Raw genomic sequence first — 16,930 nt, forward strand, 5'->3', positions numbered from 1 at the left:
AGAGCGCAGTGACCTAATGAGGCGCGAAACCAATCCGTTGCTGGAAAAATCTGAGTGCAATAGAATGTTGTTGCCGTTGTTCTTTTTGACAGATTATGCGCAAAACGGAACAACGCTAGATGCGGAGTTGTAGAGCAATCCGTTCCATTTCGAAGGCAGTCAATTGTGGTGGGGTTGCATATCTGTCGGGGTCTTCCGAGAGATATGCTTGCGAGGTCACGTCATGCACATGATGCATAGGCACGACATGCGCATGGGCATGAGGAACATGTATCCCAGTATAGAACATCGCCACGCGCTCGACCTTGTAGAGCACCTTCATGCGTTTTGCCAACCGTTGTGCGCAACTGGTGATACGTGTTGCTAGGTCTTCAGGCAGATCTTCGAACCAGACATGATGCGCTTTGGGGATAACGAGCAGATGGCCAGCGCGGATCGGATGCAAATCAAGGAAGGCAAGTATATGATCGTCTTCATAAATGCGATGCGCAGGTAAACCGCCGGAAGCAATCCGGCAAAACAGGCAATTATCAGTCATGTGTCGCTCTTTCCCTGGCACCCTACGCGGCCTGTCTGGGGCTTGTGCAATTCATCTTGGCTACTCTGGACCATCCCCTCAAGCCAAAACTTGCGGTGACAGCATTTTACGCCTTCAGAATGCTTGCGCCGGCAACCACAAGGCGATGGTGGGGAAAACGATCAGCAAGGCAAGCCGCACGACATCAGCCAGAATAAACGGCAAAATCCCTTTTACGACAGTGCTGAGCTGCGTGCCGGGAGAAGCAGCCTGCACCACAAACAAGTTCATTCCTATTGGCGGGGTGATCAGGCCGATTTCAGCTACGGTCACCACAATGATACCGAACCAGATGAGGTTTATATCAAGTTCGAGAGCAACGGGTGCGAGCAGTGGCACTGTCAACAGGATCATCGACATCGCGTCCATAAAACAACCTAGAACGAGATAGAACAGCACAATCAGGAATAGCACCATCGTCGGACCCAGTCCGGCGGATCGTATTTGCTCAATCAAAAGCTGCGGCAGGCCGGTGTTTTCCAAAAAGAAATTAAATAGCGCCGCACCAATGAGGATGAAGAAGATCATACCGGTAAGGCCTGCAGTTTCGTAGATTGACTCTTTAAGCGCGTTCTGGGTCATCTGTCCTGAAAAAAGGGCCAGCACAAAAGCGCCCACGGCCCCAACGGCGGCAGCTTCTGTCGGAGAAAAGAACCCGATATATATGCCCCCTATCACGACCGCAAAAAGCAGCACGACCTGCCAGACTTGGCCGAGATAGCGCAATCGGTCGCGCCAAGGGGTGCGTTCAGCCGCTGGTGCAAGGTCGGGGCGAAAATAGACACGGACCATGATCGCAGCCGCGTATAGCGCCGCTCCCAAAATTCCCGGAATAAGCGCGGCAATGAAAAGCTGTCCGACCGAGCTTTGCGTCAGCAAGCCATAGATCACCAGAAGAATTGACGGAGGGATCAAAACACCAAGTGTGCCGCCCGCAGCAACGGTTGCCGTCGAAAGTGACGGGTCATAACCATGGCGCTTCATTTCTGGCAGGGCAACGCGACCGATCGTGGCGACCGTGGCCAAAGAAGAGCCGCATATCGCTCCAAACAGGGCGCTTGCCCCGACGGTTGTAACCGCCAGCCCCCCCTTGCGATGGCCGATGAAGGAGTTGATCACGTTAAACAGCGAACGGGACAGACCTGCATGAGATGCAAAGACGCCCATCATCACAAACAACGGGATTACGGAAAAGGAATAGGGAAAAATCGATTCAAACGGGCTGGAGCCGAGAATGTACGATACGCCAGTCCAGCCATTCAGATACCAGTATCCGAGCGCGCCAATTACCCCCATAGATACGGCGACAGGGACACCGAAACCTATAAGCGTGAGGGCGGCAACAAAGCCGAATATCCCTAAAATTGCATCACTCATGTTTGTTTTTTCCCTGAAGTGTTCCGATCAGTTCAAGGCCGAGCGCGAACAGCGACATGCTCAGCCCGATCAGAAGCGGATACCAGTACCATGCGACCGGTATTCCGAGCTGTTGTGACGTATCGCCAAACATCGTTCGCGTCAGGAACGTCAAATACCCTTGCCAAAGCATTAGCCCAACAAGACAAACCCCAAGCGCAGTGGCCATGAAACGTAGAGGGACGACTGCAGTTCTCGGTAATTTCATAATTACGAAATCAACACTGACATGGGCTGTTACCATAAAGGCAAATGGCATAACAAGCCAGGCGCCTGTAACGACGAACAGCTGGACAAGATCTACAACCCCTTTAACCGGGTATCCAAGCTTTCGCCCCATCACGTCGGCCACGGTCACAAGCGCGGCCAGCCCATATGCGGCTACGCCAAGTGCCGCCAGTGCTTTGACCAGCGCACGAGACATGTTCAATACCAGATGCAAAGTGCTCTCCCCACGTCAAAAATCTCCGGCACCGGGGCAACCCCGATGCCAGACACTATGATTACCATCCAAGTAGATCACTCTGTCTTGGCAGCATCATATTCGGCGACCTTGTCACGCATCGCTTGGACTATCTCTTCAGCGTTATCGACACCTTGATCCGCTACACTTTGAATATAGGATTGCATCATCGGCTGCAGAGCTTCTTCCCAAAGAGCGCGCTCTTCTTTTGAAAGTTTGGTGATTTCATGGCCTGCCTCTACTGCATCTTCACGCGCGGGTGCATCCCATGAATCCCACCAGCCGCCAAACTTGGCGACAAGGTCGGCACCAGAATATTTATCAACGCAGGCCTGCGCATCCGGGCTCAACCTACTGTAAGAGCGCTCATTCATCACAAAGAAGAAAGATACGGTATAGGCTCCAAGATCGAGGTGATACTTCAGAACCTCGTTCAGGCCAAAGCTTCTCACCGGGTCCCACGGGAAAACTGTCCCGTTGATTACGCCGCGCTGGAGGCTCTCATAAACTTCTCCTGGTGGCAAACCTTGTGGATCTGCTCCGAGAAAGGACAGCATTTCAGACACAGCTGGACTGGGCGTGCGTAGGCGAAGCCCCTTGAGGTCTTCCATTTTCTCAACTTTGGTCTCGTTGGTGTGCAGCAGCCCGCCATTGTGAGCGTGCAAGGCCAACACCTTCAATCCTTTGTATTCTTCAGCCAAATAATCGGGAAACAGCTCCCACAAAGCATAGCTGGCAGCGCCCGCATTATCGGTCAGAAATGGCATGTCTATCAGTGATGTCCGCGGGAACCGTCCACGTGGGATCCCTGTAAGCCCGTGTGCAACGTCCACAACTCCGGCCATCACCTGCTCTTGTTGACGCGCCACGTTCCCCAATTGCGTGCCAGCAGGAAAAATCTCGAACTTGACCTCGCCATTGGTGCATTCAGTAACCTGCTGCGCCCATGGTTCGATAAAATCAGTATGGATGCCATGAACAGCAGGTAGATAGTGGCTGATCTTGAGTGTGGTTTCGGCTTGAGCTGTAGTCGCGATTGCGGCCAAAGCTGCCGCTGCTGCAATATTCTTTCTCGGCTTCATGTTGGGTCCTCCCTCTTAAAAGAACTAGATATCGTCGGATCAGAGCGCAAGTTTGATCCGTCCGCCTTTTTGCGCCCGTGAGACGCAAGTCATTATACGCTTGTTGGTGGCGCGTTCGGAACGGGTGAGCACAACATCGCGGTGATCGACCTCCCCCTCAACCACCGCAACCTCGCAAGAGCCGCAAAGCCCTTCACGACAATCGCAAGCGATATCAATTCCGGTTGCAAGTATAGCATCCAGCAATGTCGTATCTGCCGGTACATTGATCACCAGACCTGAATCTGCAAATTCGACTTCAAAGGAAGTTTCGTTAGCAGGGTCTAGAACTGCATTCGAGGAGCTGAAGTGCTCAAAATGAAAGGTGTTCTCCGGCAAATCGGCTGTAAGCTCTTCAAGGGCTGTTAATAGCCGCTCAGGGCCGCAGGCATAAACTTGTGCGCCTTGAGACAACGTAGAAACAAGCGTCACCAGATCCAAAGAAGCGCTTTCGTCACTGGCATAAATGGCCAGCACAGCACCATGATCGCGCGCGGCTCGTTCCAAAAATGCCATCGTGTTGCGCGATCGCCCGGCGTAATGGAGTTCATAAGAGGCTCCAATCTTCTGCAAACGATCCGCCATAGCGATGATCGGTGTGATGCCAATCCCTCCTGCAACCAGAACATAATGCGCTGCTGTCTCGTCAAGACGGAACAGATTTGACGGGCCGCGCATTTTGATTTCGGCACCCTCTGAAACAGTCTCGTGAATATAGCGCGATCCACCCCGCCCGAGATCCTCTTTGCGGATCGCAACCTCATAGGTATCTGAGGCAGGGTCACCACAAAGAGAGTACTTGCGATCATAGTCACCCACACAGAGCTCGATATGTGCCCCGGGTGTCCAGCTCGGTAGGCGCCGCCCCTGAGCGTCTGACAGTGTCAGGCCAAGAACACCCTCAGCTTCTTTGTGCATCTGTGTTACGTGGATACTGCGGGCAACATCTCGGCGGATGGGCGCGCCAACAGGGAAATGTCGTGGCTGGATCGCTTGGTCCTGCGGCTCCCGTTCCGGATTAAGCAAGGGATCCCACGTCACCCAAAGCTCATCCGGACCTCGGAAGGATGTGTTGGGGAGATATGTGAATTCCTGTTCACTCAATTTCAAGTGTGGCAACCGGCGGGTCATTTCTTCAAGGAATATCCGCATCTCCATACGACCGATATTTTTCCCCATGCACTGATGCGCCCCATAACCAAAAGTCAGGTGGTCGACCGCATTGTCCCGATAGATATCAAAAGCCTCAGCCGCTTCAAAATGTCTGTCGTCCTGATTGGCAGATGCTTGCACAATCAGCAGCTTGGCCCCTTCCGGCAGATCAACACCGCTGAGGCTCGTAGCTGCAGTCGTCTCGCGGCGCCAAGCGACAATAGATCCAGCGTAGCGTAAACACTCCTCAACAGCATTCGGAATAAGGGCCGGATTGGCACAGATATCACTCCAGGCTTCACGATGGGACAGGAGTGTCTTGAACATATTGGCAGAAGCAAGCGAAGTAGTTTCATGCGCGGCAACGATGATGGCCATCATCATGGAATGCACATAGCTGTCAGTGACGATATCAGGTCGCTCTGCATTCATCCTGATCGTGTGATGCATCCAGCCCTTTCCGTTTGGTTCTGCGCGCATCTTTTCAATGACTGTTCCTGCATATTGCCAAAAACGACCGACATCATGGGCAACCTCGATCTGCTTTTCGTCCGAGGGCTTTCCCCAGGTATTCACCGAGTGCGCAAGCGAGAAATTACGTAAAGTGTCAATTTCATCTTCCGGAACCCCCAGAAAGTGTAGGGCCACTAAAAGAGGCACTTCGTAAAGCATCGCATCTACAAGATCTACGCGGCCGCTATCAACAAAGGCATCGATCTTTTCACGCGTCAGGCGCCGCACCATATCTTGGTGTTTCTCCAAGTTTTCCGGCAAAAAGTGATCCAGAAGCAATCTTCGCCGCTCCATGTGTGCCGGTTCATCCTCGTTTACCAAGGTTCGGTTCATCGCATAATCATAGCCCTTGAGAACTTCGATTGCGGCGTCGGTCACCGGAGTGATTTTCTCCAACACATTGCGCGGCGAATACAGGATGTTATCTCTGAAAACGGCTTTCACGTCATCATAACGAGTAACCACCCAGTACCCAAGGTTGGGGGCGTAAAAGACGGGTTTTTGGTCGCGCGCCCAACGCAGAGCTTGGGCCGGGTCCACCTGATAAGCTCCTTCGAATGCATCAAAGTCGCGTGCAAGATCTGCTGGGTCACCCATCGGGCAAACATTGTCCTTCGTCGCGCCACCAAACGGGCACCCATCGGCGCTCTTATAAGCCTCACCAGTCATTTTGATGTCTCCCCCAAGCCAATCTAAGCCCTCGAATCAACTGATAATTCATCAATAGGGTCAAAATCAATCTCGAATAACGGAAATATATGTCCGAATATCGGGAAAAACATGTCTAGCCTATCAATCGTTTTCAAAATATCATTGGCAAACTGACAACTCGAAAGGTGCTGCGACATATGTCGAAAAGTAAGCTGCAAACACTCGATCGCGGCATTGCCGCACTACTTTTGATCGGGCGGACACCAGGAGGGCTGAAAGTTGCAGATCTAGCAGCGCAACTGGACCTGAAACGCGCTGTTGCCTACAGGATTGTCGGCACTTTGTCGGATCACGCAATGCTGCGCCGGCTTGATGACGGACACTATATCCTCGGATCGGGCGCATATTTACTAGGCGGGCGAGCAATCGACCGCGTGGAACGTCAGGCACGTCCGGTACTTGAAGACCTTGCCGAATGCACGGGGGCAACAGCATTTCTTTCGATGGCCGAAGGGAGTGAGTGCGTCGTCGCTCTAACAGCTGAACCGCGCAATGCCTCGATGAATATTCACTACCGTGTCGGTACGCGCCACCCGATTACGCGCGGAGCTGCTGGTATCGCAATTCTTGCCGCCCGCCCCGAGATGAAAGAAGATAGCGATGATATCCGCTTTGCCCGCACCCATGGGTATAGCTTGACCAGAGGCCAGTTGCACAAAGGCGCTATCGGCATATCTAGCGCCGTTCAACTGCCAGACGATGACCTTGCAGGACTTGCTTTTTCAATCGGTGTCGTCGCCCTAGAAGAGCTAGCAACAGAACAAGCCGCCGAGGCCGTCACCAATGCGGCAAAAACTTTGGCTGATAGCTTACAGCATTCGCAAGCTTGAAATCACGTCCATATCGACAGGCCAATCTGGCCATGCGCAGCGCACAATGCTGACGCCTTAACGGCTCATTAACTCGGGTAGGACCGTCACGATCTGTGGAAAGAGAGTAATCAACACGACGCCAGCAAGAAGCAATAAAAAGAACGGGAAAGCCGCCTTTGCAACGCGTAAGATGTCGATGCCTGTCAGACCTTGAATTACAAACAGGTTAAAGCCGACCGGCGGGGTGATCTGGCTCATTTCAACAACGATAACAAGATAGATGCCGAACCAGAGCGGGTCGATCCCAACGGCAGTGACCATCGGCATAATAATCGATGTGGTCAGCACAATGACGGAGATTCCATCAAGGAAACAGCCAAGCACGATGAAAAAGATCGTCAACGCAACCAGTAATGTCGAAACGGAAAGGTTCATGCTTGCAATCCAGATTGCCAGATTGCGCGGTAGGCCAGTGAAACCCATGGCCACCGAGAGGAACGCAGCCCCCAGAAGGATCAGGGCAATCATACAAGACGTGCGGGTTGCCGACATAACCGCTTCGCCGAAAAGCTTCCAGCTAAACGAGCCGGAGAGCCATGCGAGCAAAGCGGCGAGCACAACGCCAAGCGCCGCCGCGTCAGTGGGTGAGGCGAGGCCTGCATAGATCGAGCCAATGACACCACCAATAAGGAGCGCAACAGGGATAAGCCGTCGCGAAGCTTTGAGTTTCTCCCTTAGGGTATAGCTTTCTTCGATGGGCGGAATGAGATCGGGGTTCATCCATGCGCGGACTGCGACATAGCCTGCAAACATCGAGATCAGCATAAGGCCCGGCAGTATGCCTGCGATGAAGAGCCGTGCAATGGATTGCTCGGTTGCCACGCCATAAACAATCAGGATGATCGAGGGCGGGATGAGAAGCCCCAGAGTGGCCGATCCTGCAAGTGTCCCGAGAATAAGGCTTTCGGGGTAGCCGCGTTTTGTCAGTTCGGGCACGGACATGCGCCCGATGGTGGCCGCTGTCGCGGCCGAAGAACCGGAGACAGCGGCAAATATTGCGCAGCCGAAGACGTTGACGTGCAGAAGTCGGCCCGGCGCACGGCCGAGCCATGGAACGAGGCCCGTGAACATGTCATCGCTCATTCGCGACCGGAGCAGGATCTCTCCCATGAGGATGAAAAGCGGCAGAGCGGTAAGCGCCCAGGAGTGAGAGTGGCCCCAGAGTGTGGTGGCAAGGATCAGGCCGGAGGGAGCGCTAGAAAAAAGCACCAACGCAGCAAGGCCAACGAGTGTTAACGCGACAGCAACCCAGACACCGGCGGCAAGCAACCCGATCATGAGAGCCAGCAAGGTCAGCGCGATCATCGGATCGGTCATAATTATACCTCATCCGGCGTTGAAAGGACGGGCTTTCCAGCCATCATCAGATCGACAAATGTGTGCAGTATAGAAACCAGAAAAAGGCCAAGGCCAAAGGTGGATATAGATTGCGGAATCCAAAGAGGAACAGGGATGATGCCGGGCGAGACATCGCCGTAGTGCAGGCTTTCTGCCACGAGGCTTGTCATAAACCAAACTGCATAGCCGACCAGCGCCGAAGAAAGGATCAGAACAACGGCTTCAAGAATGAATTGACCCCGCTGTGGGAGCCGGTCAGCGACAAGGTTAACGCGGATATGACCTCCTGCGCGCAGCGTATGTGCAAGCGCCAGAAATGTGGCTCCAGCCAGCATATAGCCTGAAAAGTCAGCGTAGGAGGGGATGGTAGACGGCAACGTGCCGGGGCTGATGCGCCCGGCGAGATTAAGTATAATCTGTGCGCTAATTAGTAGACAGATACAAATAATTAGCCCGCCGGCAAGTGCGCCACAAATATCGTAGAGTTTTTGAAGTGCTTTGCCCATCGTATCTCCGCCTCGCTGGAAGGTTTCAGGCCGACAGTCCAGATCGGTTGCCGGCCTGAAGGGAATTGAGCCTTACTTTGCGTTGTAAGTATCCAGAACAGCTTTGGCGCTATCAGACGCCTTGGCCTGCCAGCTTTCAAGCATTTTCGTTCCGACTGCCTGCAGACCTTCGACCAACTCGGGGCTTGGCTCGTATACGGTGATACCGTTTTCTGCCAACTCGGCCGTTTTACTTTCGGCTTCGGCTTTCGACATTTCCCAACCACGTTTTTCGGCTACGGCCGCGGCTTCCATGACGGCATTCTGGGTGGTTTCGTCCAAGCCGTCAAAAACACGCTGGTTGACCACGACGATATTTTTGGGAACCCATGCATTGATAGGGCTGTAGTGGGTGACAAAGTCCCAGGCTGTGGAGTTTACGCCTGTCGAGGGCGAGGTAATCATCGCTTCAACTTGGCCTGTTGAGAAGGCTTGCGGAATATCAGGCGCTTCGACCTGAACAGGGGCTGCTCCTGTGAGGGCAGCAAACTCTTCGAGAGCTGCGTTATAAGCACGGAAGCGAAGACCGTTCAGATCATCGACAGTTTTGATCTCGCCGTTGGTGTAAAGCCCCTGAGCCGGCCATGCCACCGAGAAGAGCGGCTTGAGCCCTTCGGCGGCCAGAAGCTCGGTGATGACAGGTTTCTGAGCCTCCCAAAGCTTTTGGGCCTCATCGTAACTGGTCGCAACAAAGGGCTGGCTATCAAGGCCATAAGCCAGATCTTCATTTGACAGACGGGACAGGAAAAACTCCCCGATTGGAACCTGACGGCTACGAACGGCATTCTTGATCTCGGCATGAGGAAAAAGCGAGCCAGCGGAGTGAATGGTGATGTCAAGGCCACTGTCTGTGGCGGCGCGCACATCGTCGGCAAATTGCATGATGTTCTGGGTGTGGAATGTCGCGTCGCCGTAAGGTGTCGGCATGTCCCAGCTTTCCGCTGTGGCGGATGTGGCCAATGCGAAAGCTGCTGCGCAAAAGAGGGTATGTTTCATAGGAGGTCTCCCTTATTGTGTCGGTGGTCTACTTCCACCAAGTTCTCCAAACCAATTGTTAACGCATGAGCGGCCTCTGGTCTATCAGGGCGATAACCAACAGTTAAATCGGCGACTGGTAGTGGTCGAGAAAAGACGAACACATGAAAGGCCCCAGCGGCGGTTGGCCGAGGGCGCATTGATATAAACTGATAGAAACATTTCTAAGAAGCGGCCTGCCCACTGCGGCTTACAGCATTGAGAGGGCTATTCAGAAAACCCCTTTTTCCGGATTTGGCAGGTTAAAGTAAATATCTCGCGAACAGCGTCATATCCACACCACACGAGTGCTGGGCGAATATGATTGGCCCCGCACACCGCATTACATGCATTTTACAATGTTATCAGCTTATCGCTTGAAACAGTTGGATTTCTTGCCAAATCCGGCCGGGGTGCAAATATAGGTTCCGTTACCAGTCGTACTGGACACGGAAGTGGTTTTTGCCTCTACCGTGCTCGAAATGGCTGCCGTCGTAAAAAACAAGGCAACAGGTATGATGCGGCTCAATAGCCGCCCAATTAGATAAGACACTGCTCGCTCCTCAAAGTGGGATCGCAATAAAGAATGTGATCCTCGTTAATTTGGGAAAGAGTGCCTTAAATTGCCGCAAACGATCAAGTCAGTAAGGAAAAAGGCTCGCCGATTGTTGCCTCTCTGCCCGCCAGAGAAAATACAACTTACGTTTTAAATAGTAGAAAAGACGTGAACTCAAACTCTTAGAGCTGGACAGAGCTTGTCTTTCAAGGGCGGCAAAATGCCGCCGACTCCCCCCAAAAACCACTGACTTTTTTCAGTTCAGAACGTTCTGCGTGCGTCTCCAGTCAGGTAAACCGAATCCATCCGGCCACGGATAGACTTCCTGCTGGTTAAAATAAACTACGGCATCAAGCTCGGGATACTGTGCTGCTTTACTGCGGACATCAGCGTCCCAACTGGCAACGTGATCCGCATCTCCAACAAAGCCAAGTTCGGCAACCATAATTGGCTTGCCAAATTGAAGGGCCCGCTGATAACGCGGTGCGAATATATCATCAAAGGATTGCTCTCGCCCCAAAACCTGCTTTTCCCAAGGCCCGAGACTAAAGACAGACAAGCCAACAATATCAACATAGTCGTCCCCCGGGTAATATTCTGCCATGTTTTCAAACCCCAGAGGAGACCACATGAAGCGCGCATCAGGAGCGGCCTCACGGCAGATATCTATCATTCGACGATAGGCATCGGCGTAGGCGTCTGGATTCCATCCCGCCCAGATAAACTGTCCGGTTGTGTCGTCCATTTCCTGCGCCCATCTGATTGTAAGTGGGCGTTTGATCGTGCCCAGCGCTGTGCAAACAGTTTTCATTGTTTCGTCATAAACACCCGAAGCGATACCTGTTTGCAAAACCGTGGGTGAGTTTCGCTCATCCCGCGTCCAGGTCCACGGCTCGATTGTAACAAGCAGGCTGCGCCCCCGTTCGGCCGTGTAGGCCTCTGCCTCTGCAAGGCTCGGCAGGAAAACGTCTTCCCACGGGAGAAACAAATGCTCGATCGATACCTCTTTGGCCTCGCTAAAATCACCGCCCGGATCAAACACCCCAATTGGCAAATCACCAGCCGGAAGAGACTGTGAAGACACGGCTGTTGCGGAGAGAGCTACGGCGAGAAGCATACCTGCCGACCAAGAGATTGTGCGACTGATTTGAAGCGTCATTTTTCTTGTCCTTCCGTTAAAGAGTGAAGCAGTTGAGACAACCATTGAGAATTGTAGGTGACATGAACTTGGCCCGTGGTCCCCTGCCCCGCACCGGCAACGAGATATCCGGATTGAAGGAACTGAATGTCCCCGCGAGTTGCCGCCAGAGCCAACGCTGCCTCCCGGCTCCTCTCGGCAGCCCCATAGCCTATGGCTGCAAGCAACGCGGCAGTACACCCAAATTGAAGCATCATTTGGGTGGGTAGTGTTCGGCTACCTGCCGAACGCGCCTCTATATTGGCGTTCTCACGCAAATGATTTGTCACAATAATCAGAAACAAGGCCGTGTAGATCGCTGCATTTACGAGCGCAAAAAGATAGAAACCTGCGGCGGTAGTCGCCCCGTCAACAATCAAAACTGGGAGAAGCGAGACAACAGCAAGTCCGAAATAAGGCATCAACACTGACCAAGAGACAAACTTCGCTTTTTGTTCACCCTTGGGTGTCACCCGGAAATCAACGAATCTTCCGGTCAGCCTGTCACGAAGCGCCATAAAACACCCAAGCAAAACCCACGGCCACTGAAGCGCCGCGAAAAAAGCCTTCTCCCACCCAAGAACCTTTGCATCGCACGGGCGGAAAAAACCGTCAGCGCGGATGGCATAGGCAAGAACAACCAAAACAATGATTGAAGGAAAGGCATGAAGCAGAAAAGCTGGATACGTCACGCCAACAAAGCGCACATCAAATAGCAGCGCAAGAATCGGCATAACGAACATGAAAGCCATGAACATTGCAAAAAGCGGATACCAAAGTTGGGAAAATACGAATTGAAACCTTTGGCGTGGCGACAGGTCACGAAGGTAACGTGGCGTATGCGACAACAACAGAGTCAAAAGACTGCGTGACCACTGGAATTCCTGTGTGACCAGATCATTGAGATTTGCAGGCCCCTGCCCGATTGCGATAGCATCCATGGAGTGCATACCTCTCCAGCCACCTGCATTCATGAGCATTGAGGTCGAATGATCTTCTGCCAGTTCGGGACCAAGCCCACCAATCTGCCTGAGAGCCTTTGTGCGCACAGCATAATGCGAGCCTATACACATGGGCGCCCAACCGTTTGAATACCCCGCTTGTAAAACCCCATGGAACATTGCTTCCGCATGCAGGCGCGTGCGCGCTGCCCAACTTACTTTCGCGTTTTTCGAGCAAATGCTAGGTGCGCTCACATACCCCACCGATGGATCAGCAAAGGGCAAGAGCATCTCACGGAGATACCCCGCTTGCGGGACGTGATCTGCGTCTAATTGCGCAACGATATCGTAACCATCGTAACCGAAATGGTCGTAAAAATATGCGAGATTGCCTTCTTTGCAACGGGTGCGCCTTGGCCACTCGGCCTTATGATAGGCCTTCACCCCCTTACGAGATGAAATTCTTACCCCATGCTCCGCACACCATGCCTCGGTCGCAGGTTGCGGATCTTCGTCGGCGAGCCATGTATCGTGCGGAACATCTTGCGCCAGCATTGCGAGGAGCGTTTCTTTGACAACAAAGAACGGCTCGCCCGGCGTTTTGGTGACAATCATCGCAATACGATACGAACTTAGATTTACATTACTGGAAACAGCGCGCTGCGCCCGCATGAACATGGCAATGAAGTAGGCTTGCAAAAAGAAAATCCATAACAAGCACGCGCTAACCAGAAGGTATCGTCCCCACCCGATATTATGCTCTGGCTGAAGCCACCATATCCAGAAAAAGGCGACACAGATCACATAAATCGCAACGATCATTATATATTTAGCTCTCTTTCGTCCCCGCAACACAGGCTCTCTCATGCCGCGCGCGGGTACGTTGGAAATTCCAACGGTTTCAGGCACATATTGCATTTGGAGCCTCCAGTCCGAAACTGCGCGCAGCGTCCGAAATGATCGTTGCCAGATCTGACCTTTGAGGCTTGAACCCGAGCAAATCTCTCGCGCGTGATGTATCGGCGACAAGCACAGGCGGATCACCTGGTCGGCGGCTTGCAACTTCAACCGCGACACTGCGACCCGTTATTCGTTCAACCATTGTGACGATCTCAAAATTGGAAGTTCCCTGTCCACTGCCAAGATTCAGCGTGAGTTGCCCCCCGTTTTGCTGAAGATACTCAAGGGCCAGCATATGTCCGTGAACCAAGTCAGACACATGAACGTAGTCACGGATGCAGCTTCCATCAGGAGTGTCATAATCACTGCCAAACAGCTTCAGAACAGGATTCCAGCGCGCAGCCGCAAACAGTGTCAATGGTATCAGGTGGGTTTCCGGGTCATGCCGCTCGCGCAAAAGTCCGCTGACGTCCGCGCCTGCCACGTTGAAATAACGCAGGACGCCGTAAGACATCCCCGTTTGGGGGGCGATGTCCCTGAGCATCTGCTCACACATAAGCTTGGTCATACCATATGGGTTGATTGGCATCTGCGCCGCCGTTTCCGAGACCGGAACCTGGTCTGGCACACCGTATGTTGCGCAGCTACTGGACAGAACAAACGTTTTAACGCCAGCGTTCGCACAAGCCGCAAGCAAGGAGAGCATCCCACCAACATTGTTATCGTAATATTTGCGAGGATCTGTAACCGACTCTCCAACATAGGCGGAGGCTGCATAATGCAGAACGGTATCAACAGAATGCCTGATCAGAGTTTCGGTTAAGAGCTCGGTTTGGCGCAAGTCGAGTTCTGCCAACGGCCCCCACTCAACCGCCTCACGCGACCCTGTTAAAAAGTTATCCACGCACAGCGGCTTAATACCGCGCGCCGCTGCCGCCAAACAGGCATGGCTTCCGATATATCCCGCCCCGCCCGTTACGCATATGGAGTTCACGCTGGTCATTCGCCTGCGACCACTGTTCTTTCGCTCTGTTGAGAGCAACTTGCAAAATATGGAATCGTTTCTGCCAAGCCTTCTGCGAGCGACACCTTTGGTGACCACCCCAACACGTGAGCAGCTCGGCGGATATCGGGCTTGCGCTGTTTTGGGTCATCCTCCGGAAGCTCGACAAAGCTTATCAACGAGGGTGACTTAATCGTCTTGATAACCGAGCGCGCCAGTTGAAGAACGGTAAATTCAGCAGGATTACCCAGATTCACCGGATCACACACTGTATCAGGCGCAGCCATCAGCGCCATCAGGCCATCAAGCATATCGCTGACATAGCAAAACGACCGGGTCTGGCTGCCGTCACCGAAGACAGTCACCTCACTGCCAGCCAACGCTTGCACAACAAAGTTTGACACCACGCGTCCGTCACTCGGAGACATTCTCGGGCCATATGTGTTGAAAATACGTGCAATCCGCGTGCGCACACCGCGCTGAAGGTGAAATTCATGAAACAATGCTTCCACCGCACGCTTCCCCTCGTCATAGCAAGCTCGCGGTCCAACAGTGTTGACATTACCACGATACGTTTCAGGCTGCGGGCTGATTTCCGGATCACCGTAGACCTCAGACGTCGATGACTGAAGAATTCGCGCATCATAGAGCTCTGCCAACTCAAGGAGGTTCAAAGCCCCTATTACGTTGGTTTTAAACGTATGCAACGGATCAGCCTGATACTTGGGAGGCGAAGCGGCACATGCGAGATTGTATATCTGGCTGACTGGGCCAAACTCGGGCAGAGGCAAAACGATGTCATGCTCGATCAACTTAAAAAGTGGATGCCCGATAAGATGCGCCACATTTGCCTTATGCCCCGTGAGGAAGCTATCCAAACAAATAACACTATTGCCATTCGCAATCAGCCTTTCGCACAGGTTGCTGCCCAAAAATCCAGCACCACCCGCCACTAGAATCCGCTGGTGTTTCTTGCGGCCTCCCGCACCAATCCTCATCAGTTCAGCCATAATCGTTCACCCCCATGAAACAATCATTCCGAAGATATGGTCAGGCTGGAAAGGTGGCTCGGTTCAATGAGGCCATGGCGCCAAAGCGCGGCCATCCGAGCAACCCAAATCTATCCCACCCAAGACTTCGATCACGTACTAATCTAGTTTCAGGTTAGGTATTTCAGTTGGTTTGGGTAACCTAGCAAAACGATATCTCGATCCGCGTAGCCCTAGCTCGGGTAGCCATATTCGCGAACAGCCTCCCAAATATCATGATTGATTGCTGCCAGTTCTGCAATTCCTGCGGATAAATCCTCAGCGGCGGCGGCATCAAGGTCCTGAGCCTGTCCCATTACAAGTGAGCTCTTTCGATCCGCAATTCGCATCAAAATCGAACGCGGGTTGGCCCCTTCTCCATCAAAGGCATAAATACAATGGCTATAATGATTGCGCAGCGCAGATTGTTTTTGAATACGCTTCGTCAGCGCCAGTATCATGTCACGCTCGCCCGCACTTGTGCGCTCAAGCTTTGACAGTCGCTCGACCAAGTCGATACGTGCCCGCGTGGTGTTCAACGTCAGAAACACAACAGTGGCCGTTTCCTTATCCATTCCTGAAAGGCCGGCAATCAAATGGATAAGCAAGCTTTCAGTGTTTGACCAAGTGTAGTTAAGCTTCCCGATCAACAGCAGGAATGCCTCAAACTCTACAGGCGCCGCCCGCTTGGCCATAGCTTATGTCCTCACGTTTGAGCACGTTGCCCCAAATACCAAATCGCTGCTTCCGTTCGGTTGTGTAGGCCCAACTTTGCAATGACATGATGCATATGCAGCTTGACGGTATGCTGAGACAGGTTCAATTCATCGGCAATGATCTTGTTCTGCTTTCCCTCGGCAGCACAGTGTAAAACCTGCAACTCGCGCTCTGTCAGATGGACATCGTCCTCGGGAACATTTTCTCCAGCTTTACTATCAGCAGCTTTAATCTCTGTTTCGGAGTTTACCTCACCTTCACCTGAAAGCGTTTCAACTTCGGTAACAAACAATTCAGCGGGCACGTATTTTTCACCACACACAAGAAGTTGCAATACCGACAGCCAGCTATCAATTTGCAGGTTCATCGGCAAAAAACCAACCAGCTTCGAAGCAAATTGTCCGCCATCAATCCTGATCAAGTTACGGGCCACTTCCGGCTTTTGATACGCCAACACAATATTGGCTTGCGGGAATTTCGCGATCAACTGGGGAAGGGTCTTCAGTAAATCCTTCACCAAAGAGTCGTCCACGATAATTATCCGCACAGAATGTGCCTGTGACTCCTCCATGAAAAGCGGCTCGTTCAGTGAGGCCACCCGTGTAAAGCCCAGGCAAGGCATCTCGGTTTCCACCAGCCGAATGACTGTATCTGAAAACCTCATTTGGTTACCGACAAAAAAGCCACTAATTTCTTTTGAATCTGATTTCTTAAATATTAGCATCGCAGATTACCCCCCTTGGTAGTCGCTTTAGACAGCTCGCTGAATATACGGCCAGCCTTTGCGCTCGAGATGCATCAGTGCATTTGGTGAACTGGAAAAAAGCAACAAGTTAAAGAGCCGAGAGAAAAAAACTCTCGGGTGAAGCCTTGTAAACAAAGCGAT

General features: G+C 52.5%; 15 protein-coding genes. 1 reads left to right on the plus strand and 14 read right to left on the minus strand.

Features of this window, described 5'->3' with window-relative positions; all coding sequences use genetic code 11:
* Positions 1-115 precede the first annotated feature (115 nt).
* The 5 genes from OE750_RS09900 to OE750_RS09920 form a co-directional block, all read right to left on the minus strand.
* On the minus strand, positions 116-538 hold the full coding sequence (locus OE750_RS09900) for an HIT family protein (protein WP_263764014.1): 423 nt from the start codon (positions 536-538) through the stop codon (positions 116-118).
* 114 nt (positions 539-652) lie between these two features.
* Positions 653-1,954 (minus strand): TRAP transporter large permease, encoded by a 1,302-nt coding sequence (locus OE750_RS09905; protein WP_263764015.1) that lies wholly within the window; start codon positions 1,952-1,954, stop codon positions 653-655.
* Positions 1,947-2,417, minus strand: coding sequence for a TRAP transporter small permease (locus OE750_RS09910; RefSeq protein WP_263764016.1), 471 nt, complete (start codon positions 2,415-2,417; stop codon positions 1,947-1,949). The genes OE750_RS09905 and OE750_RS09910 overlap by 8 nt, the downstream gene beginning before the upstream one ends.
* Positions 2,418-2,512: 95 nt before the next feature.
* Positions 2,513-3,538 (minus strand): TRAP transporter substrate-binding protein, encoded by a 1,026-nt coding sequence (locus OE750_RS09915; RefSeq protein ID WP_263764017.1) that lies wholly within the window; start codon positions 3,536-3,538, stop codon positions 2,513-2,515.
* A gap of 39 nt (positions 3,539-3,577) precedes the next feature.
* Positions 3,578-5,911, minus strand: coding sequence for a cytochrome P450/oxidoreductase (locus OE750_RS09920; protein ID WP_263764018.1), 2,334 nt, complete (start codon positions 5,909-5,911; stop codon positions 3,578-3,580).
* A gap of 179 nt (positions 5,912-6,090) precedes the next feature.
* Here OE750_RS09920 and OE750_RS09925 point away from each other — a divergent pair, with 179 nt between their 5' ends.
* Positions 6,091-6,783: an IclR family transcriptional regulator gene (locus OE750_RS09925; protein ID WP_263764019.1), complete on the plus strand. Its 693-nt coding sequence runs from the start codon at positions 6,091-6,093 to the stop codon at positions 6,781-6,783.
* A 57-nt stretch (positions 6,784-6,840) separates the two neighbouring features.
* Here the strand turns inward: OE750_RS09925 and OE750_RS09930 are convergent, their stop codons facing one another.
* From OE750_RS09930 to OE750_RS09970, 9 genes are all read right to left on the minus strand, one after another.
* Positions 6,841-8,142 (minus strand): TRAP transporter large permease, encoded by a 1,302-nt coding sequence (locus OE750_RS09930; RefSeq protein WP_263764020.1) that lies wholly within the window; start codon positions 8,140-8,142, stop codon positions 6,841-6,843.
* Positions 8,143-8,144: 2 nt separating this feature from the next.
* Positions 8,145-8,669, minus strand: coding sequence for a TRAP transporter small permease (locus OE750_RS09935; RefSeq protein ID WP_263764021.1), 525 nt, complete (start codon positions 8,667-8,669; stop codon positions 8,145-8,147).
* Positions 8,670-8,741: 72 nt separating this feature from the next.
* A complete protein-coding gene (locus tag OE750_RS09940) occupies positions 8,742-9,704 on the minus strand; it encodes a TRAP transporter substrate-binding protein (protein WP_263764022.1) in 963 nt (320 codons plus the stop codon).
* An 830-nt stretch (positions 9,705-10,534) separates the two neighbouring features.
* A complete protein-coding gene (locus OE750_RS09945) occupies positions 10,535-11,437 on the minus strand; it encodes a glycoside hydrolase family 26 protein (RefSeq protein WP_263764023.1) in 903 nt (300 codons plus the stop codon).
* Positions 11,434-13,314, minus strand: coding sequence for a glycosyltransferase (locus OE750_RS09950; protein WP_263764024.1), 1,881 nt, complete (start codon positions 13,312-13,314; stop codon positions 11,434-11,436). The genes OE750_RS09945 and OE750_RS09950 overlap by 4 nt, the downstream gene beginning before the upstream one ends.
* Positions 13,298-14,299: a UDP-glucose 4-epimerase GalE gene (gene galE, locus OE750_RS09955; RefSeq protein WP_263764025.1), complete on the minus strand. Its 1,002-nt coding sequence runs from the start codon at positions 14,297-14,299 to the stop codon at positions 13,298-13,300. Before galE ends, OE750_RS09950 begins: the two co-directional genes overlap by 17 nt.
* Positions 14,296-15,309 carry a UDP-glucuronic acid decarboxylase family protein gene (locus tag OE750_RS09960; protein ID WP_263764026.1) on the minus strand — a complete coding sequence of 338 codons (1,014 nt, stop codon included), beginning with the start codon at positions 15,307-15,309 and terminating at the stop codon, positions 14,296-14,298. The genes galE and OE750_RS09960 overlap by 4 nt, the downstream gene beginning before the upstream one ends.
* A 212-nt stretch (positions 15,310-15,521) precedes the next feature.
* On the minus strand, positions 15,522-16,022 hold the full coding sequence (locus OE750_RS09965) for a hypothetical protein (protein WP_263764027.1): 501 nt from the start codon (positions 16,020-16,022) through the stop codon (positions 15,522-15,524).
* 11 nt (positions 16,023-16,033) lie between these two features.
* A complete protein-coding gene (locus tag OE750_RS09970; protein WP_263764028.1) occupies positions 16,034-16,768 on the minus strand; it encodes a response regulator transcription factor in 735 nt (244 codons plus the stop codon).
* Positions 16,769-16,930 lie beyond the last annotated feature (162 nt).

The sequence above is a fragment of the Lentibacter sp. XHP0401 genome (assembly GCF_025751535.1).
Classification (GTDB): domain Bacteria; phylum Pseudomonadota; class Alphaproteobacteria; order Rhodobacterales; family Rhodobacteraceae; genus Lentibacter.